This window comes from Acinetobacter minutum (genome assembly GCF_035916735.1).
Classification (GTDB): domain Bacteria; phylum Pseudomonadota; class Gammaproteobacteria; order Pseudomonadales; family Moraxellaceae; genus Acinetobacter.
The window spans coordinates 13,368-34,556 of sequence record NZ_JAQIHG010000011.1; the positions used below are offsets into that span (position 1 = coordinate 13,368).

A 21,189-nucleotide genomic window follows, 5' to 3' on the forward strand; every position below is an offset into this window, starting at 1 on the left:
AAAATTTTAAATTTTTTTCCTTAGAGTTTGTTTAGGAATTATTAACACAACAGAAATATTTAATACCCCTAAAGAACCCCAATAAAAAAGCCCACGTTTTAAGGTGGGCTTTAATTTGCTGATTTAACAGCTAATTTTGGTAGGCATATCCAGACTCGAACTGGAGACCTCTACGATGTCAACGTAGCGCTCTAACCAACTGAGCTATACGCCTAAAGTGATTGCATCATATTCATTTTTTATTTTTCTGACAAGGTTTTTCTCACCTGCCTTAACACAATTGTGCAGTCTTTAAGCATTTTTTTAAGTTGCACGATATCTCCTGAATTCCTCTGTTCCATAAAAACAATTTTTTGGTAATGCTGAATCAACCGTTGAAATAAAGATTGCTGCATTTCAGGACAATATTGCATCAAACGTCGCATCCACTGTTCAAAGGTTTCACTCTGCTGTTTTTGCCAAACACGTGGTAAGCATTTAGAAAAGTTCATTATCAAACGCTGAACCATAGGTAAACGCTGTCTTGCCCGCAGCTTTAAAATCACAAAATAAAATAAACCTAAAGCAACTCCTCCGAAGCATAAAACAAGCACCGTACTGTATAGTGAGTGAAGTCCCAATCTCGACAGCCATTGCTTTTGGGTCTCGCTGTCATAGCCAATAACATTACGTTGCCATTGATAACTTGCATAGTCACTCCAGATTCTCAGATTTTTGAGCAAGGCAAACTGCTGGTATTTCCAAGCATTTGCAGATTCAGAACCAAAAATTTGCTGATCATTCTCAATCAACTCCTGCATTCCCTGATCAATTCGCTGCGGCGCAATCAAAGCGGTGGGATCAAAACTTTGCCAGCGTCCATTCAGCCAGACTTCGGCCCAGGCATGTGCATCCAGTTGTCGAACTTCCCAACTTTTAGCATCTAGTGCCAATTGCCCACCCTGATATCCCACCACGACACGTGCAGGAATACCGGCATAGCGCATCAACATGACAAAGCTCGAAGCATAATGTTCACAAAAGCCCTGTCTTGACTGAAAGAGGAACTCATCAATTCTCTGCTCGCCCAAACGTCCCGGATTTAAGGTGTATTTAAAACCCTGCCGCTGATACCAGCGCAAAATATTGTCAATATAACGATGTGGATCAGAACGACTTTGGCTCAACATCTGTTGGGCTAATCGCTGGGCATGCAAGTCTTTCCTTGCCGGATAAGCCGTATTGATTTTATGCTGAAAATCATTAAATACATTAAAATCCTGCCCAGCTGGCAATTCAGGTCCGATCCAACGTAAACGGATCGGTTGGCTACGCTGCAGAGTGCGTAATGGTGTAATCCCTCCATCTTGTCTGAGCTGAAAATTAGACTCTAGCGGTTGCGACTGTTGCAACGCAGGAATCCATATTTGCCGTTGATCAGCCGGTAATAATTGATATTCAAAAGATTGAGCCGTCGAGTTCTGCGGAGAATTATGCTGTTGTGGCTGGCTATTCAGCACATGACTGGTCCAACGCGCCCCATCATATTGATCCAATGCCAGAGCACGCCAATACATTTCCGAGCGTGGCGGCAAGCGTGAAGTATCCGTGATAATGCGAAACGCCAAAGCACTAGATTGAGACAACTCTGCAATATCGCCCGGAGACATCTGATCACTGATCCCGGTCACCCCTTGCTGATTTTGTATGGGAATATGCCAGAGTGGTGGCAAGCGCGGAAAGAATAAAAATAATAAGATAAAAAAAGGGATTGCATAAGCGCTAAGCTGCAAGATGCGTTTTGCATCCTGTTTAAAGTTCAGTGTACCCAGATGATCGGTAAATTCCGCCTGCTGTAAACGATACAAGCCCAATAAACAGCTCATTAAACTGGTCAGTATCAGCAAGGCCATCCAGACCGACTGACTGTATAAAAACAGACTGGCACTCACGAATAAAGCGAAATTGAACAGAACAATCACATCACGTGCAGTTCGGGTTTCAAGTGCTTTAGCAAACAAAATCGTGGTGAGTAGTGCAACGCCCGCCTCTACACCGATAAACGTCTGATACTGTAGATAAATTGTGGACAAACCCAAACCCAGCCAAAGTATCTGTAGCACTTTAGCAATCGGTTGATGATACGAGTAGCGATAACGCCAGCTCAGCAGAATCACAATGACTGCGAGACCAATGCTCAGCAAAACAGGTGCGAAAGCCACTTGTGCAATCAACACCAAGCTAAGGCTCAGTAAAATGGAAAACTGAACAGATCGATGAATCATGATTATGCCTGTGCGAGTGCCAGAAGTGCCTGTTGATAATGTTTCCGCCCCATTCCTTCAGCCAGTAACTGCTGAGGTAGTCGAATCTGATAAGGCTGTCGCTGCTGTTCACACAGTTCAATCAGTTCCATCATAAAACTCAATTTTTGCTCATGATCAATACCAGGCATTTGCTGATAATCAATCACTTGATGGTGCTTTTCACGCTCTGCTTCAAATACCTTGACCAGCATTCCTTGCCCACGTGCAGCCTGTTTCCAAGATACTGCCTGATAGGGATCGCCTATTTTAAAATCCCGCAGTTCAAAGAATTCATCCAACGCATGCTGATCCGGATCACTCGCATGCTGTCGCAGATTCGTCATACTTTGCGGCTGAGGTGCAATCCAGATCTGTTCAGCTGGATACAAGTAAGTCCAGGCTCGTACCAAACCCAAAGGATACAGGGAAAACACCCGAATCTGAGGTAAAGGAAAGGCACCGCGCTGCTGTGGAAAAAAATGCAAGGCTATTGTCTGTTCACGCTGTTTTAACAACACTTTATGTAGCTGCTGTTCCGTCTGAACATATAAATAGCGTGGTGCAATCATGGCCTGCTCAAACTGAATTTTCACCTCTAAAGGCTGGCCGGCACGCCCAACTTCTGGATAAATCATTTCCAACTTTAAACCATGCAACTGTTTAAAGGTCCGATAAAAACTGATGCATAACACAGCACTGATAAAAAAACAAAATCCCAAAATCAGGTTGTTGGCATAATTTACCCCCGCAATAAAGGTGATCAAGATCAGTACCAAGTACAGATAACCCTGCTGGTAAAGAAAAATTAAAATATCATTTTGTTTGAGCATCTTATGCTTATCGATACGAAAACGTTTAACCAGCCATTTTTGTATCAGTGCAGAGGAGAACAGCGGTTTCATTTAGCAAGCTGCCACAGCATCGAGTAATTTCAGGATTTCCACTTCACTGATGCCCATACGGTGCGCCGCAACGGCTACGAATACTGCTTGAACATCATCCGTGGTCACGAAGGATCGCTTCTCGACCAGAGCATAAGCTTGTGCGGCTTTTTTCAGTGCCAATAACCCTCGTGTAGATAAACCATGCTGTTTTTTCCGGGTTGCTGAGGCAAGATCCAGTAAATAGTCCAGCACCGCTTCACTGAGATAAACCTGCCGTACCATCTGTTGCAATTGAAGAATATCCTGCTGCTTAAAGATCGCCGTCAGCTGCGACAACAAGATTTGGCGAGTGTCTTGCTGCAGTAGTATTTTTTCTGCTTCGCGTGAAGGATAGCCAAGTGACAAACGCATCAGAAAACGGTCAAGTTGTGACTCAGGCAACGCATAAGTACCACTTTGATAAAGTGGGTTTTGCGTAGCAATCACCCAAAATGGTTGAGGTAAGGTATAACGCACACCATCAACGGTCACAAAGCCTTCTTCCATGGCTTCGAGTAGTGCACTCTGCGTTTTAGGGCTACAGCGGTTAATTTCATCGGCCAGCAAAATCTGGGTAAAAACCGGTCCCTGCTTAAACTCAAAACGATGTTCTTTCTGGTTCAACATGTTCACCCCAATGACATCACTGGCCAGCATGTCATTGGTAAACTGGATGCGCTGAAACTGCAGACCGGCCAAATTCGCCAAGGCACTGGCAAGTGTGGTTTTACCCAAACCCGGCAAATCCTCAAATAGCACATGTCCACCTGCCAGCAAGCAGGTGAGCGCCAATTTGGTCTGTTCAGGTTTGTCCAAAATAATGGAATTAATCTGCTGTAAAAAAGTATCAATAGCACTTTGAAAGGCTTCAATCTGCTCAGTGAGCACGGACATTTGTTGATGAATTTCTGGCTTTTGAGCCTTCGTTTTGCTCCACATCACATTTGTCTCAATGTTAAAAAACGGCGTATGCCTAACATACACCGTTTTAATTTTTTTCTAAAGAAATCAAAAGATTTCTAGCATGGGCATTTCTTCATTCCGCCTTTGGCAGATGGATAACGTGCATCTACACAATGGCGAAAAAAAGTCTTGACGTCCATAGGCACCAAATCGGGATGATGGTTACGCATATGTTCCAGATAAGTTTCATAATCAGGAACACCCACCATCAAACGGAAGCTCTGTTGTAAACGCTGCCACAACGTCGCAATACGTGACCAGTTTTTTGGCGACAACAAGAGATCCTTTTGTGCCATTACGGTCATTTTGATGATTTTTACAATCACCGCCTGACCACTTTTAGGAATTTTGAACAGCATGTCATGCTCCTAATTAATGGTTAGAGGGTTTTTGCAAGGTTGCTGGATCGACATACACCGCTTCAGCTTCATGTACAGTCGGCACTTTGCTCGCCAATGCTCGGCGAATCACACCAATTGATGCAAACACCATAACGATCGCCACGATCATAAAGAAACCACACAATATGGCATTGATCTGATTCGACAATGCCACCGTTTGCATTTCTGCCAGTGATTTTGCCGGAGCCAGTAATTCACCACGCGCCATCGCATCCGAGAAACGATTGGCTTGTGCCAAGAAACCAATTTTAGGATTCTCATGGAAAATCTTTTGCCAACCGGCGGTCATACAAGTAATGAACAAGAAAATCGTCGGGAGAATGGTGACCCAGACATATTTTTCTTTCTTCATTTTAAAAAGAATCACAGTCCCCAGAATCAACGCCATCGCGGCCAACATCTGGTTACCGATACCAAACAATGGCCATAACGAGTTAATCCCGCCAAGTGGATCGACCACACCTTGATAAACGAAGAAGCCCCAACCCGCTACAGCAACAGACGTACCCACCAAGTTTCCGAAGAATGAACCCGAATGTTTCAAGGCTGGAACAACAATACCGACTGTATCTTGCACCATGAAACGGCAAGCGCGGGTACCAGCATCGACTGCAGTGAGAATGAATAAGGCTTCAAACAAGATGGCAAAGTGATACCAGAATGCCATCATCGAACGGTTATTGAAAATCTCGGAAATGATATGTGCCATCCCGATTGCAAAGGTCGGTGCTCCCCCCGTACGGGATAGAATCGAACTTTCACCTACTTCTTTAGCCAACAGAGCCAGGGTATCAGGCGTAACGAAAAAGCCCAAGTTACGCACTGCTTCAGCTGCACTTTCCACAGTAGTACCAAGCACAGCCGCAGGCGCGTTGATCGCAAAGTAAATGCCGGGTTCCAGTACTGTGGCACAGATCATTGCCATAATGGCAACAAAGGACTCCATCAACATACCGCCATAACCGATCATTCGAATATCGGCTTCAGTATTCACCAGTTTCGGTGATGTCCCACTCGATACCAATGCATGGAAACCAGAAATCGCACCACAAGCAATGGTAATAAACAGGAATGGGAATAAGCTGCCCGCAAACACCGGGCCTGTACCATCAATAAAATGGGTGACGGCCGGCATTTTCAGCTCAGGTAAAGCCACCATGATCCCGATGGCCAAACCGGCAATTACCCCGATTTTAAGGAAGGTGGACAGATAATCACGTGGAGCCAATAGCAGCCAGACAGGTAATACAGAAGCAATAAAACCGTAGATAATCAGACACCAGGTCAATTGTGTGCCGGTTAAGGTAAAGAACGGCCCCCAGTAAGGATCCGCGGCCACTTGGCCACCATACACAATCGCCAGCATCATCAGCACAAAACCGATGATCGAGACTTCTGCGATCTTGCCTGGACGGATGAAACGCATATACACGCCCATAAACAAGGCGATCGGGATGGTTGCGGCAATACTAAACACGCCCCATGGGCTATGTGCCAAGGCTTTCACGACTACCAACGCCAACACGGCCAGAATAATGATCATCACACCTAAAGCACCAAGCATGACCACAATACCGGCGAAAGAGCCCAATTCTTGTTTAGCCATCTCACCGAGCGAGCGACCATCACGGCGTGTTGAAATAAACAGCACCAAAAAGTCTTGCACGGCACCTGCGAGCACCACCCCAGCCAATAACCAGATGGTGCCAGGCAAGTAGCCCATTTGTGCAGCGAGAATCGGTCCTACGAGAGGTCCAGCACCAGCAATCGCAGCAAAATGGTGGCCAAAGAGTACATATCTGTTGGTCGGCACATAATCCAAACCATCCATTAAACGGTGGGCTGGAGTCAGGCGTCGGGCATTGAGTTCGAATACCTTATTGGCAATGAATAAACTATAAAATCGGTATGCAATGCTATAGATACAGATCGCGGCCAGTACCAGCCAGACGGCATTGACATGTTCACCACGGCTAACTGCTAAAATCCCAAAGGAAATTGCACCGACAATGGCGACTAAACTCCAGATCAGTTTTGAGGGGAGAGTAGATTTCGTTTGAATCATGTTCATAGAAAACCTCATATTTTTAATTTCTTGATGATTTAAAGCAGCTCATTTTTATTATTCGTTTTCTGCTGTTTGGGCTGACTCTACTCCTGATATCTTATTTTTCAACCAATACTTTGGCATAAAAAAGGGATGATTGACATCATCCCTTACCACATTAGTCGTATTTTAACTCTGCGGTTTTATCTTTTTGTAATCAAGCGCGTTCGAGGTATTCACCAGTACGGGTGTCTACGCGTACGCTCTCTTCTTGCTGAACGAAAAGTGGTACACGTACAACAGCACCTGTTTCAAGTTTCGCTGGTTTACCGCCACCGCCAGAGGTATCACCACGAACACCTGGATCAGTTTCTACGATTTTCAACACGACGAAGTTTGGCGCACTGACGTTTAACGGCACACCGTTAAACAACATGATAGTGCAAAGCTCGTTCGAGTCGTCTTTTAACCATTTTGCAGCATCACCCATCGCAGTTTTATCTGCAGCGATCTGTTCAAAAGTGACAGGATCCATGAAATTCCAAAGTTCGCCATCATTGTACAAGTAGTTCATTTCTACTTCTACGATGTCGGCACCTTCCAAACTGTCGCCAGATTTAAAAGTTTTTTCAAGAACTTTACCTGTTTTCAGGTTGCGAAGTTTCACACGGTTAAATGCTTGGCCTTTACCTGGCTTTACATATTCATTTTCCATGATTGAACATGGGTTACCGTCAAGCATGACTTTAAGGCCTTGCTTGAATTCATTTGTAGAATAATTGGCCATGACTGGCACACTCCAAACTTACTAACTCAAATCTAATAATGCTAGACTAGCATTATTTTTAACGTGTGGCATGATAAACTATTTATATCAAGAGCAAAACTGGCAATCACAACTCAGTGACCTGATTACTGACCCGCTAGAGTTGCTCACGACGCTTGAGCTATCACCCGATGACTTATTATCGGGCGCGATTCTGGCTTCTGAACAGTTTAAATTGCGTGTGCCACGTGCATTTGTTGGAAAAATGAACGTAGGCGATCCTTATGATCCCCTCCTGCTGCAAGTTCTTCCTCATCACCTCGAACTGGAAGATCATCCTGGCTTTGTAACCGATCCGCTCGGTGAAGAAGCAGCGAATCAATTTCCCGGTATTCTACATAAGTATAAATCGCGCTTCTTGCTGACCCTGACAGGGGCATGTGCTGTACATTGCCGTTACTGTTTCCGTCGCCATTTCCCCTATCAAGAGAATCTTCCAAAGCGCGAAGACTGGCCACAGATGAAAGCTTATATTGAAAGCCAGCCCGATATTAATGAAGTAATTTTAAGCGGTGGTGACCCCCTTACCTTATCTAATCGCAAACTTGCCGAGTGGATTGAACGACTTGAATCCATCGCGCAAATAAAATTTTTGAGAATCCATTCACGGGTTCCGATCGTAATCCCCAACCGTGTCGATAAAGAGCTGATTACGCTGTTAAAAAACAGTAGGCTACGTATTATTCTGGTGATACACTCAAACCATCCAGCTGAGTTAGATGACTTCACCTGCTCCAAACTTTCTGAGTTGGTTCAACATCATATTACGGTATTGAATCAGGCAGTATTATTAAAAGGGGTGAATGATTCAGCCCCAGTCTTGGTAAATTTAAGCTATCGCCTGTTTGAGGCAGGGGTGATGCCCTACTATTTACACGTACTTGATAAGGTGAAAGGGGCACATCATTTCGATTTATTGTCATCACAGGTGAATGACATTTATCGTGAAATTTTAGCGAATCTACCGGGGTTTTTGGTTCCTAAACTGGTCAGGGAAATAGCGGGCGAAAAGAATAAAACACCGCTTTTTGGGGATTCAACTTTTTGAGTTTTACAACAATATGATGAATAGTGCGATTTCGGATACTTTTCAGACACCTACCGCTTTAATACGCGACCATTTAAGTTTTTCCGGTACCTCCGTGAAAGAAGTACAGGACTGGATTTCTTCGTTGTCTATTCTTCAATTGGGTGACTCATCTAAATTGCTGTTTAATGCCCTGATCGAAATCTCTGAACTCAAATGTGCGGAAACCTTGCGTTTTGACCTGATCCAGGTCTTGCACCATAGTATTGAAAATGTGCTATTAAGTTTGGAAAAACATTTTTCCAATCATGCCTTGATCAGTTCAGACCGGAATGAACATATTATTGAATTGGCGATGTTGCTGCGCAGTTATTTCGCCAAGATCTATCAGGACATTACCCTGCGCAGTCACGATCAGTTACAACATCAGAAATTTTCCCTGTTTGCCTTTAGCCAAAAGAAAAATTTACAGACTGCACGCTCCCTGGCAACTTTTTATAGTTTGCGCCAGTTTGCAGGCCTACTCTATCAACAGCAAATGTTGTATAGCAGTGCCTTACCAGGTCAATGGCAAGCTGCCCATCGACTCTATAATCTGGCATTGGAGCATGACTATTACAACACCAGCCTCAGTCAAATTAAAGAAAGTGCACATGGCCTACAGAATATTGCTCAAGCCTATGCTCAATTAATCCTATTGGATATCTTCAACACGCACCAAATCCGTCCGTCAGAAATTAATGCCTTGTACGAATGTACTTTTGATTGGGCCCGTCTGATTCAACTTTCAACACGAGAAAATAATACGAGTAAATATCTGGTCGATACACGTACAGATGAACGACCGGTATTCAATAAAAAGCAAAGCGATGATTTTCAGGCCAATCTATTCATCAGCACACAAAGTCTACTCGAGCATATCAATAACACCTTAGGTAAAAATCCAGAGTACCTTTCAAAGAATGAAAAACTGTTCCTGAGCCCTACATTAAAACACCATGTGCAAACTATTCTCGATAATGATCACATCGAACGTCAGCATGAGCGTTATGAATATTCAGCACAGTTACAGTTATGTTTTAGCTTGATGACTGCACATTTTTACATGTCAAAAGCGAAAAATTTTTACGAAACGCTAGAAATCAGCACACGCTTTGACAGGTTGAATGAATCACGAATGCTGGCAGGTTGGACAGATGCGAGCACTTCAGGCACGGCACACACCAAGTTACTCGATCGAGAAGCAAAACAGATTTATCAGGCTGACGTGATTGATATTAGTGCCAATGGTTACCGCATTAAATGGACCGGTGAAACGCCAAAAAATCTTCGTACCGGTGAATTCATTCTGGTTCAGGAAAATAACCAAGGAAAATGGCGCTCTGCGGTCATTCGCTGGATTAAACAAGCGGCTGATAAAAGTTTAGAGCTTGGCATAGAAATTCTGGCGCAAGAGATTTATCCTTGTGCAGTGCATATCAAGCCAGAACGACATCTAGATAACTACCATCCCGCGCTGATCTTACAAAATGAACAAGATGGCCTAGTGAAAACCAGTCTGGTTCTGCCGGGTTCACAAATGTTTAAAGATCAACAAACCATTTATTTACGTCTCGGCAAAGAAGAAATCAAAATCTATCTACTGAAGACACTGGCAATCACACAAAGTTTTGTCCAATTTGAATTTGAATTATTAAATGATCAGCAGCAATCTATTGTAGATCAGTTTATCCACCAGAAGGCCGATGAATTGAAAGATCATGATTTATGGGAAGCATTAAAATGAGAAACTCTTTACTGTCGAAAAAGTTAAAGCGTACAGAAACTCGCTTACTCATTATTGATGACAACCAGATTCGTTATAACCAAATTCTTGAGTTGCTGGATGCTAAAGGCCATCAGGTTAAAGCCTGCTTACTCGACGATATCAAAAGCTTTGAAAAACAGCTGCACAATGTCTGGGATGTGGTAATTTTTGGTCGTGCCTATGACTTGAAAGTTGAACAGGCGATTGCCTTGATTCAGGCGTCAAAACAACCGCACCTCCCCGTCTTGATGCTTAAACCTGAGGATTATCAGTTCGAACAATATATGACCTTTATCAATAAAGGCATTTATGATCTGGTCAATCTGGATTACAGTGCTCGTTTTTATATCGATGTCATTCGTGCCTTATCTTATAGCCGTCTGGTACAAACCCAACAGCATCTAGAAGATGAACTGGAAAATGCCCAGTCACAAGCACAATCCTTAGTCGAAGACAGTAATAAGGCTGTTGCCATCATCCAGGAAGGTATCCATTTACAGGCAAACCCTGAATATTTAGCTTTATTTGGCTTTAAAGATGAAGATGAGATTATTGGCCTCCCCCTATTAGATGTCTTACAACCTGCAGATCTAAATGATTTTAAACAGCGTTTTAAGAAAATTTCACAGGGTCAATTTGATCAGGCATGTTTTGAGATGCATACACGCCAGTCTCAGGCAGCCAGTAAAAATCCTTTACATATCGAGTTCTTGCCTGCTGCTGAAGAAGATGCTTTACAGCTGACGATTGATTGTGGCACTGCAAGCAATTACGCTACGCCACATTCCAAAACCACCGAAGGATCTGAAAAAAGCGTTCTGCAGCAACCTGCGAAGACCTATCAACACATTAATCGCACCTTGCTCAACCAGCCCGCGAATTGTAATGCATTGGTTTCAGTTTCATTAGCCACATGTCCTAATGAAATTTTCCATACCAATCTCAACACGCTGCAAGGTTATTTCCACAACATCCAAAACTTCCTGAAAGAACAGACTCACTTACCTGTCTTTAAAATCGAAACGGGACTTTTTGCTGTACTGGTGCAGGCTGAATCAGCTTCGGTATTAAAATCGCGTTTAGCAGGCTTAGCCGCCCTAGAAAAACCGCAATTGTTGGCTGTAGGCAATAGCAGTTACCCACTCCACTTAAAACTGGGTTATGCTGAATTAAAAAGTGAACTGGGCAATGAAGATCAATTGGAAGAATTGCTTAACCGCGCCTTCCATAACAGTCTGGCAACCCTGACTCAAGCATCGGATCTTGAATTATCCGCCAAACTTGAAACGACTCCATTAGGTTTTGAAGCCGATCCACAACTCTTGGAACAGCCAACAATTTTGCAGGCTTTACAGCAAAGACTGGAAAGTGGTGATATCCGGCTAAAATATCAGCAGCTGTATGATAAATACGATACTAATTTGTATACCTATGAAGTCACTAGTGGTTTCATCTATGAAAACCAATGGCACAATTTAGCCGATTTTAGAGAATTGGCGGATGATCCAGAACTGTCTATCAAAGTCGATCGCTGGGTATTGGTAGAGGCGTGTAAGCAACTCCATAACTTTATTACGCAGTATCCTGAGGCTAAACTAATTGTCAATCTGAATTCTCCGATCCTGCTAGAAGATCCACAATTCCCACAACTCGTGGAAAAACTGCTGACCATTGTGGGCAGTCGCGTTAGCCATCCATTGATTCTACAATTCTCGGAAAAAGCACTCAACCATGATCTCCCTCTCGTACAGAAACAGATACGGGTATTACGCCAGCATGGTGCTGAGATTTCATTGCGAGATTTCGGAATGTCGATGTACAGTGACTCCTTCCTGAATCAGGTCGAGATTAATTATCTGAGCTTGGATAGCCGCCTGTCTACCATGCTGGCAGACGATGCGCAAGTCGAACAGCTGCAAGAGAAAATTGCCAACTTCCTGATTATTCGTCCGGTTGAAATTCTACTTTCCGAATTAAATGATATGAATCTGTTCGCAAATGCCTGGAATGTCGAAGCGCGTTATTTGCAGGGTGACTATTTCCAGAAAAAACTCGATCATTTAAGCGATGTGCAAGATCATTAAGATCTTGCCAACCCAGATAAAAATGCAGAGACAAAAAAACGGGCGAATTGCCCGTTTTTTTCATTTTGAGGATTAACCACGTTTGATAGAACGTGACATACCTGCAAAACGTTGTTTGAACTTGTCGATACGACCGCCAGTGTCGACGTTCTTTTGCTTACCAGTATAGAACGGGTGGCATGCTGAACATACGTCAAGATAAAGTGTTTCTTTACCTAAAGCTGAACGGGTTTCGATCACGTTACCACATGAACAAGTTGCAACAAGTGTTTCGTATTTTGGGTGAATATCGGCGCGCATCGTCGATTACTCCTAATTGAAGAAAGGCTTAAGCTGTCATCGCAATTGATCACTCCCAAAATTAGGGGAAAAGGCGAAAATTCGCAGATCAACACCACAACAGACCATTCTTTTGGCCCACCGAGGTTCTAAACCAGAGCTAAGCACAACAAGTGGCACGCATTATACGTGAACTCCTGCCAGATTGCGAATCATTCTATAGATGAATCTGAGGATTTCGACCAGGCATTGGCTAATATGCCACACACCATCAACTGGATCTGGTGAAAAATCATGATCGGCAACAATAGAATCCCGAGAGGTAAACCCATAAATAAAATTTGCGCCATAGGAACGCCACTGGCCAAAGTTTTTTTGGAGGCACAAAAGAAAATCGTTTTCTGATCGGCAAGGTCAAACCCAAGCAATCGCGCACACCAAAAAGCCAAACCCATAATCACGGCCAGTAAAACCGAGCAAACCAGAATCAGCACGAACAAAGTCGATAAGTCCACTTGCTGCCATAGGCCATTGACCACTGCACCGCTGAAAGCACCATACACCACCAATAAAATCGACCACTGATCAAAATTTTTCACTAAATTCGGAAATTTTTGCATTTTGGGATAGATCCAAGGTCGCATCAATTGACCCAAGACAAAAGGCACCAGTAACAAGCCAATAATCTGCAGAATCGCCTGACTCGGGTCATACTGTGGCGTATTACTCCCCATAATAAACAAGCTCACCAGCAATGGAGTAATCAACATACCAATAATGTTGGAAAAAGAGGCACTACAGACGGCTCCAGCGACATTGCCTTGTGCCATAGAGGTAAACGCGATGGAGGACTGCACGGTTGAGGGCAAGAAGCATAAAAATAGAAAACCCCAATACAGCATTTGCCCCAATAAAGGTTCCAAGATCGGTCGAGCCAAGAGCCCCAATCCCGGAAACAAAGCAAAAGTAAACAGGAAAATAATACTGTGTAATTTCCAGTGGAATAATCCCTCACGGATCGCATCACGTGATAATTTGGCGCCATGCAAGAAAAACAGCAATGCAATTGCACTGGTAGTGAGTACAGAAAAATACTCGGCCGCCTGCCCGGAAATCGGCCACAGACTCGCCAGCAAAACCATTACAAACAATAGAATGGTAAAACGATCCAAAGCCAACAATTTCAACATGACATGCATCCTGCATTTCGATAGTTAATAAAAAGCCCAGCAGACGAAATTCACCAACAGGTCAAATTTCGTCAAGCTGAGCTTAGGGGATTCGGACTGAACTTTCAAGAAAATCAAGCAGAATCGAATGATCTCTTAATCATCCAGTTCAATCGCCTTATTAATTATTGCGGGCATTCTCATCTTGCTGAATCAGCTCGACTTTATAGCCATCCGGATCCTCAACAAAGGCAATCACGGTGACGCCTCCTTTCATGGGCCCTGCTTCACGCACCACTTTACCACCACGGGCTTTGATCTCTTCACAGGCTTGGTAGGCATCCTCGACAGCGATCGCAATATGGCCATAACCATTACCGAGGTCATAACTTTCAGTATCCCAGTTATGCGTCAATTCCAGCACAGTTGTGCTGTCCTCATCACCATAACCGACAAAAGCCAAGGTAAAACGCCCTTCTTCATAGTCACGCTTGCGTAATAAGCGCATACCTAAAACTTCAGTATAAAAAGCCAATGAACGTTCCAGATTCCCCACACGGAGCATGGTATGTAACATACGCATTATCTTATCCTCACTCTCTCTAAACTTGCTGTTGTTGATGTTTTGCCAGAAGGCGTGCGACCCAGAGAATCAAGATCAGGATCGGAATTCCCATCAGAGTGGTCATCAAGAAGAAGCTTGGATAACCGATATGGGTCACAATCGTCCCCGAATAACCGCCTAGAATTTTCGGGGTCAAGGTCATCAAAGAGCTAAAAATGGCATATTGTACTGCGGTAAAAGATACACTGGTCAGGCTAGAGAGGAATGCAATAAAGGCTGCTCCTGCCAGTCCAGATGCTAAATTATCCACGATAATGGCAAAATACAACCAAACACTGCTATAAGGCTTGATGACTTTCCCTTGAAGTTCAATATCCTTCTGATCTGCTTTCACAAGTCCTAGCGGCTGTATATCCACATCGAGTCCGGTCGTTTTCGCACTACCACTCTGATATTGCAGGGTTTGGGCTTTTAAGACCTGGCCTTGAGCATTAATCACCTGCGCTTTTAACTGGTGGGAGTCTGAAGCTGCAAGTTGTTTTCCATCAACCGCAGCGCTCCAGATACCAGCATCATCCACGGTAGCATCGAATTTTTTACCATCCAGCCACACTTCTATTTTTTCGGAACGTGCGGTATCCAGACCAAAGACCTGTCCACGAATGACCAGACTTTTTTCAGCTTCTTGTGTATCAACCCGATTGTCGGAAGTCACAGGTAAGATCTGTAATGCAAGTCTGGAATCACCCGATTCAGTTTTCAAATAAGGTAAACGGACATTCATCCTTTGATTCGGCTGATCCGTATAGGCTGCATGCACTTCAAGATGATCCGTCTGCAATAATTGTTCAGCTGGGATTTTCAGTTTCCAGTATCCGACCTCATCGGCTGTCGTACGGTAATGTTGCTCGCCGATCTGAATCTCAACCGGTGCTAAAGCATTGCCTGATTTTACCAAACCAATAAAAATCAGATTGGTTGAACTGGCCAGGATCGCACCGATCAACATGATTTTCATAATGTTAAAACGCTGAGCCAGCAAACCACCCAGAAAACCACCAATCAAGGTAAAGATCACCCCGTAGACTTTTACCGCTTCGGCAATTTGTTCCTTACTGAAATTTAAATCCTGATAGAACACATTGGAAATCACACCCGCGATAATGTCAGAAATACGGTAAAAACCAATCAGCAATAACAAAACCAATGCCAGTTTCAGGCCATAACGCTGGAAAAAATCCTGAATCGGGTTAATCCAGGTCTCATGTGCCATCTGCTGATTCACCACTTTAGCCTTAACCAACAGTGATCCCAGCACAAGTGCCACCAACGCTGAACCAATAAAACGAACGCTCTCTAGCAAAAACTTTAAAAAGGTATCGCTAATTTGTGCGGCTTCTATGACTGCCTGCACCAGTCGATCGGAATAGATATAGCTCAGAACAAAACCAGCAACCGCGACCAGAAACACCAACACCAGACGGAAATAATCGCTGCGTGCATAGGTTTTATAAACTCGTTCGACCTTCGGTTCACGAATGATGAATGTCGTGATGACACCAACCAGCATCACCGCCGCCATGCTTAAATACGTGTATTTCCAGGCCTCATAAATATAGTTGCCTTTCGCAGTACCGAGATACGCTGCCAAAAATAAGGCACCTGCCCCTGCAATGATCATCCCGATACGATAGCCTGCATTATAGGTCGAGGCCAAAACCGTCTGCATTTGCGTCTCTGCCAGTTCAATCCGGTAAGCATCAATCACAATATCTTGGGTAGCCGAAGCAAAACCCAACAATACCGCTCCGATAGCCATCTGAATTAAGGAACTTTGTCCTAAGGCAGGATTGGAAAAGGCCATAATGCCGATGGCAAGGATAATCAGCGATTGGGCGATCAGTAACCAGGCACGACGCCGACCAAGACTGCGGGTGAGTACAGGAACGGGTAATTCATCGATTAACGGTGCCCAGACAAATTTAAATGAGTAACCTAACGCGGCCCAGCTAAAGAAAGTGACGGCACTTTTATCAATACCGGCTTCACCGAGCCATAAAGACAAACTGGAAAAAATCAGCAGAATGGGAATACCGGCAGAAAAACCTAAAAACAGCATAATGATCGCACGGCGATCCCAAAAGGCCGTAAAGGCGTTTTTCCATCCTGTTGATTGTGTGGTCATCCGCGTCTGTTGTTCCATGATCTTACAAAGATTGTTATTCAAACCGTTAATCACAAATGTTGCAACCCGATTTGTGCAAGGATTATTTTATTTTGTTGATAAACCGGACGGCTCGCTTGATATTTTCGGTTAAACCTGTATACCTTAAAATCTATTACGCAGCTTCAGTTTTGGATTTTCACAGTGACGCAAAGACTCGACCAGATGACTTGTTCTTCCACCCCCGCTTTACTTCCCCAAATCGCAAAAAATATTCAGGAAAATCCTTCTGCATTTGAGCAAGCCGACATTCAGGGTACATTACAAAAAACCGCATTACACAATAAACAACTCACCCATATCCCTAACCTGGAAAATATTCCTGCTTCAACCAAACGGATTAAACCATTAAATAACTTTCTCGGTCAGGATCGTGCGAAAGCCTCAGTAGAAGCAGGGATCTCATTACCTTATTCCGGCTACAACATTTTTGCTGTCGGTACCGCAGGTCTTGGTAAAAGAACCATGATTCGACGTCTGTTACAGCAGCATGCCAAGAGCATGCCGACCCCAGACGACTGGGTCTATGGTTATAACTTTCAAAGCCCGCGTCAGCCAATTGGCCTATGTTTTCCAGCAGGTCAAGGAAGCAAATTTGCCGATCTACTGCATCAAACCTGGCAAACCTTACTCAAGCAGCTCGAACGCCGTTTTAGTGCAGAAACCTATCACAATAAAATTGAACAGATCCGCCAACGTACCGGCACGGAACAGCAACAAGCGTTGATTGCGATCACTAAGGAAGGTGAAGCACTCGATTTGAAACTGATTTCACGTCAGGAAGAACACTGTTTTGTTCCTGTTCATCTTAAAAATGACCAGATGCAGGAAATGACACAAGATGAAATCAATGCTTTAAGTAGTAAAGAGCGTGCCGAAATCGCCGCCAATATCCGCTATATGGATAAAAAGCTGGAACGTCTCGGTTTACATCTGGGCGATCTCGAAGATGATGCTCGTGACCGTGTCTTTGACCTCAATCGTGATATTGCAAAGCAGGTGGTACTACCACGGATCGAGCAAATTCTGAATAAATTCAGTGAAGTTAAAGGCTTAGAGCAGTATCTAAAACTGTATGCTCAAGACATCATTGACCATGTAGAAATGATTCTGGATCAGGAAGAAGATGATTTCTCTCCGGCGATGTTTAGCCGTATTCCCGCGCGCTATCAGGCGAATGTCATTGTCAGCAATAAAGCTAACAGTGGTGCACCGGTTATTTTTGAAGACTTTCCAACCCACTACAATTTGTTAGGTCACGTTGAGCAACTGACGCATAACGGTACTATTACCACGGATTTCACCCTCATTCGTGCGGGTGCCTTACATCGTGCCAATGGCGGTTTTCTCATGCTCGAAGCTGAGCAATTATTGGAACAACCGTATGCTTGGCAAGGTCTGAAACGTGCACTGAAATCGGGTCAGTTAAAGCTCTCTTCGCTAGAACATATGCTTACCCTGACCGGTAGTATTTCGATTGAACCCCAGGCCATTCCACTGAATTTAAAAGTCGTTTTGCTGGCCGAACCGGAAATTTACTATGAAATTCTGGAACTAGAACCTGAACTGGGTAGTATTTTTAAAATCCGGGCAGATTTTACTGATACCCTGCAACGTACAGCAGAAAATGAACATGCTTACATGCAGCTGATCGCTGATTATGTACAGGCAGATAAACTGTTGCCGTTTGACCGTTCTGCACTCGCTGCCCTGCTAACCGATTCAAGCCGTCAAGCTGAAGATCAGAGTTCACTCTCCCTGCATGCGCTGACTTTGGGGGACTTGATCCGTGAATCGCATCACCATGCGGTACAGGCAGAAGATAAAATCGTCTCGGCCAAACATATCAACACAGCCTTACATAACCGCCAATACCGCTTAGGCTATTTGCGTGAATTGTATTGGCAGGATCTGTCAAGTGGAACTCAGCTCATCGAGACACGTGGCCACCGCCTCGGCCAAATTAACGCCATTTCTGTGATTCATTATGCGGATGTAGAGTTTGGCTTGCCATCGCGTTTGACCGCTTCTGTCTATCAAGGCGGTGGAGATATTCTGGATATAGAACGTAGTGTAGAGCTGGGTGGTTCATTACATGCCAAAGGTGTGTTACTGATGGCCAGCTTTCTGAAAGCCCACTTTGGCCGTGAACAGATTTTGCACTTCTCGGCTGCATTGGCTTTCGAACAAAGCTACGGACAAATTGATGGCGACAGTGCCACCGTTGCTGAACTCTGCGCCCTCATTTCAGCCATTAGCCAAATCCCGATTGATCAATCCTGGGCAATTACCGGCTCTATGAACCAGCTTGGCCAGGTGCAGCCGATTGGGGGTGTCAATGCCAAAATTGAAGGCTTCTATGATGCCTGCAAACTGCAAGGTCTAACCGGTAAACAAGGCGTCATTATTCCGCGCCAGAACATGCAACATCTGATGTTACGCCAGGATGTGATTGATGCCGTACAGGCCGGACAGTTCCATGTTCATGCCATTGATACCATTGATCAGGCACTGGAAATCCTGATGGCCCGCCCTGTTGGCACCCTCAACAAGAAAGGCCGTTATAGCAAAAACTCGATCTATGCGGCTGTGATGGAGCAACTGGAATACTGGCAAGCAATCGAAGATGGTGCTGAACTGGAAGAAGAGCCGAAGAAAAAGAAAAAAAAGAAGAAAAAAAAGAAAGCAGATGAAAGTGCTCGTCCGGATCAATCACTGAATGCAGAACAGAAAGCGAGCGATGAAAATACCAATCAGTCTGCAGAACTGGTGAATTGAATCAGTCAAGCCCCATAAAAAAAGCGCCTGATCAACAGGCGCTTTTTTTGACTGTAAGCAAATTATGCTTCAGGTGCTGCACTATGTGCTTCGATCAATGGCTTGAGTTCGCCGCTCTGGAACATTTCAAGCATGATGTCGCTACCGCCAATCAACTCACCATTCACCCACAATTGTGGGAAAGTTGGCCAGTTGGCAATTTTTGGTAAAGTTGCACGAATATCTGGATTTTCAAGAATATTCACATAAGCAAACGGACGGCCAATCTGACTGAGCGCTTCCACAGCACGTGCTGAGAAACCACATTGTGGAAATTGCGGCGTACCTTTCATGTAAAGGAGTACAGCATGTTTAGCAATTTGATCGCGAATTAATGCTTCAGTATCACGTGCTTGTTCAGTCATAGAAAGATCCTCAACTCATCTGCGCGCATTATACCTAAAACTTCGGCAAACAGGACCAATCACCACGATATTTCTGTTTTAATTTTACATTTGGGCTTTTATTCTGAGGCAGATTTTGCTTATATAAACTTTTTCTAGTCACTTAACAGATAAGAGTTCTGTCATGAATCATATCACCCTTGCTCCGGTACAACCTGATCAACCATCTCATTTGATGCCAACTTATGGCCGTCAACCGATCAGCTTTGTACGAGGACGAGGTGCTTATCTTTATACAGCAGATGGCAGTGAATACCTAGATGCACTCACCGGGATTGCCGTATGCGGCTTAGGTCATGCCCATCCTGTGATTGCAGAAGCGATTGCTGAACAGGCAGCCACCCTGATTCATACCAGTAACCTGTTTGAAATTCCATGGCAAACGGCCGCTGCACAAAAACTGGCTGAAGTCTCCGGTATGGAAGAGATTTTCTTCTCCAACAGTGGTGCGGAATCCAATGAAGGTGCAATCAAAATTGCACGTAAATATGGCCACCAACAAGGCATCAGCCATCCTAAAATTATTGTGGCAGAGAAATCTTTCCATGGCCGTACCCTTGCGACGCTTTCTGCGACAGGTAATGCCAAAGTGCAGGAAGGTTTTGCTCCACTCGTAGAAGGTTTTATCCGTGTGCCTTTTGGCGATATCGAAGCCATTCAGGAAGCAGCGGTCCAGCACCCAGACATCGTGGCGATTTTGATTGAACCGATCCAGGGTGAAGGCGGTGTCAATACTGCACCACAAGGGTTTAGCTATCTTGAAGACGTCCGTCAGATCTGTAACCAGCACAACTGGCTCATGATGCTGGATGAAGTCCAGACGGGTAATGGCCGTACCGGAAAATATTTTGCCTATCAGCATACCAATATCGTGCCAGATGTTTTAACCACAGCAAAAGGATTGGGTAATGGTTTCCCGATTGGCGCGGTCATGACTCAAGGACGTGCTGTTGGCGTATTGGCAGCAGGCAACCACGGTTCAACTTACGGTGGTACGGCTTTGGGTTCGCGCGTAGTCTATACCGTGATCGACCTAATGCAAAAAGAAAACACCATGGAAAATGCCGCTCAAGTGGGTCAGTACATCGTGGATCAACTGCGTGAAAAACTGGCAGTCCAGAACGTGATTGTTCGTGGTTTCGGCATGATGATCGGGATTGAACTACCAAAAGCTTGTGCGGAACTGGTGAATATTGCTCGTGATCAGCAAAAACTCATTATTAACGTAACCGCTGGCAATGTGGTACGTCTGTTGCCGCCATTGAACATGACCCGCGAACAGGCTGACGATCTTGTGCAGCGTCTGGTTCCATTGATCCAGGATTTTCTTGCAGCCTAATGATTTAATGCATTGAAAAAGCCGCGGTT

Annotated in this window: 16 protein-coding genes and 1 tRNA gene; 5 read left to right on the forward strand and 12 right to left on the reverse strand. The window is 44.3% G+C overall.

What is annotated here, in order from left to right:
• Positions 1-137: 137 nt before the first annotated feature.
• From PAE54_RS06320 to efp, 7 genes are all read right to left on the reverse strand, one after another.
• A tRNA-Val gene (locus PAE54_RS06320) sits at positions 138-214 on the reverse strand.
• A gap of 25 nt (positions 215-239) precedes the next feature.
• Positions 240-2,264, reverse strand: coding sequence for a transglutaminase TgpA family protein (locus PAE54_RS06325; RefSeq protein ID WP_326518826.1), 2,025 nt, complete (start codon positions 2,262-2,264; stop codon positions 240-242).
• 2 nt (positions 2,265-2,266) lie between these two features.
• Positions 2,267-3,187 (reverse strand): DUF58 domain-containing protein, encoded by a 921-nt coding sequence (locus tag PAE54_RS06330; RefSeq protein ID WP_273776917.1) that lies wholly within the window; start codon positions 3,185-3,187, stop codon positions 2,267-2,269.
• Positions 3,188-4,147, reverse strand: a complete 960-nt coding sequence (locus PAE54_RS06335) for an AAA family ATPase (RefSeq protein ID WP_326518827.1) — start codon at positions 4,145-4,147, stop codon at positions 3,188-3,190.
• Between the two features lie 80 nt (positions 4,148-4,227).
• Positions 4,228-4,530, reverse strand: a complete 303-nt coding sequence (locus PAE54_RS06340) for a YbdD/YjiX family protein (protein ID WP_273776919.1) — start codon at positions 4,528-4,530, stop codon at positions 4,228-4,230.
• A gap of 13 nt (positions 4,531-4,543) precedes the next feature.
• Positions 4,544-6,643, reverse strand: coding sequence for a carbon starvation CstA family protein (locus PAE54_RS06345; protein WP_326518828.1), 2,100 nt, complete (start codon positions 6,641-6,643; stop codon positions 4,544-4,546).
• A gap of 193 nt (positions 6,644-6,836) precedes the next feature.
• Complete coding sequence (efp, locus tag PAE54_RS06350) at positions 6,837-7,406, reverse strand: elongation factor P (protein WP_273776923.1); 570 nt, start codon at positions 7,404-7,406, stop codon at positions 6,837-6,839.
• A gap of 70 nt (positions 7,407-7,476) precedes the next feature.
• Here efp and epmB point away from each other — a divergent pair, with 70 nt between their 5' ends.
• The 3 genes from epmB to PAE54_RS06365 are packed head-to-tail and all read left to right on the forward strand — an operon-like array spanning position 7,477 to position 12,363.
• Complete coding sequence (epmB, locus tag PAE54_RS06355) at positions 7,477-8,493, forward strand: EF-P beta-lysylation protein EpmB (protein WP_326518829.1); 1,017 nt, start codon at positions 7,477-7,479, stop codon at positions 8,491-8,493.
• A gap of 13 nt (positions 8,494-8,506) precedes the next feature.
• Complete coding sequence (locus PAE54_RS06360) at positions 8,507-10,258, forward strand: cyclic-di-GMP receptor FimW-related protein (RefSeq protein WP_326518830.1); 1,752 nt, start codon at positions 8,507-8,509, stop codon at positions 10,256-10,258.
• Positions 10,240-12,363 carry an EAL domain-containing protein gene (locus tag PAE54_RS06365; RefSeq protein WP_326518831.1) on the forward strand — a complete coding sequence of 708 codons (2,124 nt, stop codon included), beginning with the start codon at positions 10,240-10,242 and terminating at the stop codon, positions 12,361-12,363. Before PAE54_RS06360 ends, PAE54_RS06365 begins: the two co-directional genes overlap by 19 nt.
• 72 nt (positions 12,364-12,435) lie before the next feature.
• Here the strand turns inward: PAE54_RS06365 and rpmE are convergent, their stop codons facing one another.
• From rpmE to PAE54_RS06385, 4 genes are all read right to left on the reverse strand, one after another.
• Positions 12,436-12,663 (reverse strand): 50S ribosomal protein L31, encoded by a 228-nt coding sequence (gene rpmE, locus PAE54_RS06370; RefSeq protein ID WP_273776931.1) that lies wholly within the window; start codon positions 12,661-12,663, stop codon positions 12,436-12,438.
• Positions 12,664-12,854: 191 nt separating this feature from the next.
• Complete coding sequence (locus PAE54_RS06375; protein ID WP_273776933.1) at positions 12,855-13,832, reverse strand: bile acid:sodium symporter family protein; 978 nt, start codon at positions 13,830-13,832, stop codon at positions 12,855-12,857.
• A gap of 160 nt (positions 13,833-13,992) precedes the next feature.
• Positions 13,993-14,394 (reverse strand): lactoylglutathione lyase, encoded by a 402-nt coding sequence (gene gloA / locus PAE54_RS06380; protein ID WP_273776935.1) that lies wholly within the window; start codon positions 14,392-14,394, stop codon positions 13,993-13,995.
• Positions 14,395-14,413: 19 nt separating this feature from the next.
• Positions 14,414-16,561, reverse strand: coding sequence for an AmpG family muropeptide MFS transporter (locus PAE54_RS06385; RefSeq protein ID WP_326518860.1), 2,148 nt, complete (start codon positions 16,559-16,561; stop codon positions 14,414-14,416).
• A gap of 183 nt (positions 16,562-16,744) precedes the next feature.
• On the opposite strand from PAE54_RS06385, the gene PAE54_RS06390 reads away from it, so the two are divergent.
• A complete protein-coding gene (locus tag PAE54_RS06390) occupies positions 16,745-19,378 on the forward strand; it encodes a Lon protease family protein (protein WP_273776937.1) in 2,634 nt (877 codons plus the stop codon).
• Positions 19,379-19,440: 62 nt separating this feature from the next.
• Here PAE54_RS06390 and grxD read toward each other — a convergent pair whose 3' ends face one another.
• Positions 19,441-19,782: a Grx4 family monothiol glutaredoxin gene (grxD, locus tag PAE54_RS06395; protein ID WP_273776938.1), complete on the reverse strand. Its 342-nt coding sequence runs from the start codon at positions 19,780-19,782 to the stop codon at positions 19,441-19,443.
• A gap of 163 nt (positions 19,783-19,945) precedes the next feature.
• Between grxD and PAE54_RS06400 the strand changes: the two genes are divergently transcribed.
• Positions 19,946-21,160, forward strand: a complete 1,215-nt coding sequence (locus PAE54_RS06400) for an aspartate aminotransferase family protein (protein WP_326518832.1) — start codon at positions 19,946-19,948, stop codon at positions 21,158-21,160.
• The last annotated feature ends 29 nt before the right edge of the window (positions 21,161-21,189 follow it).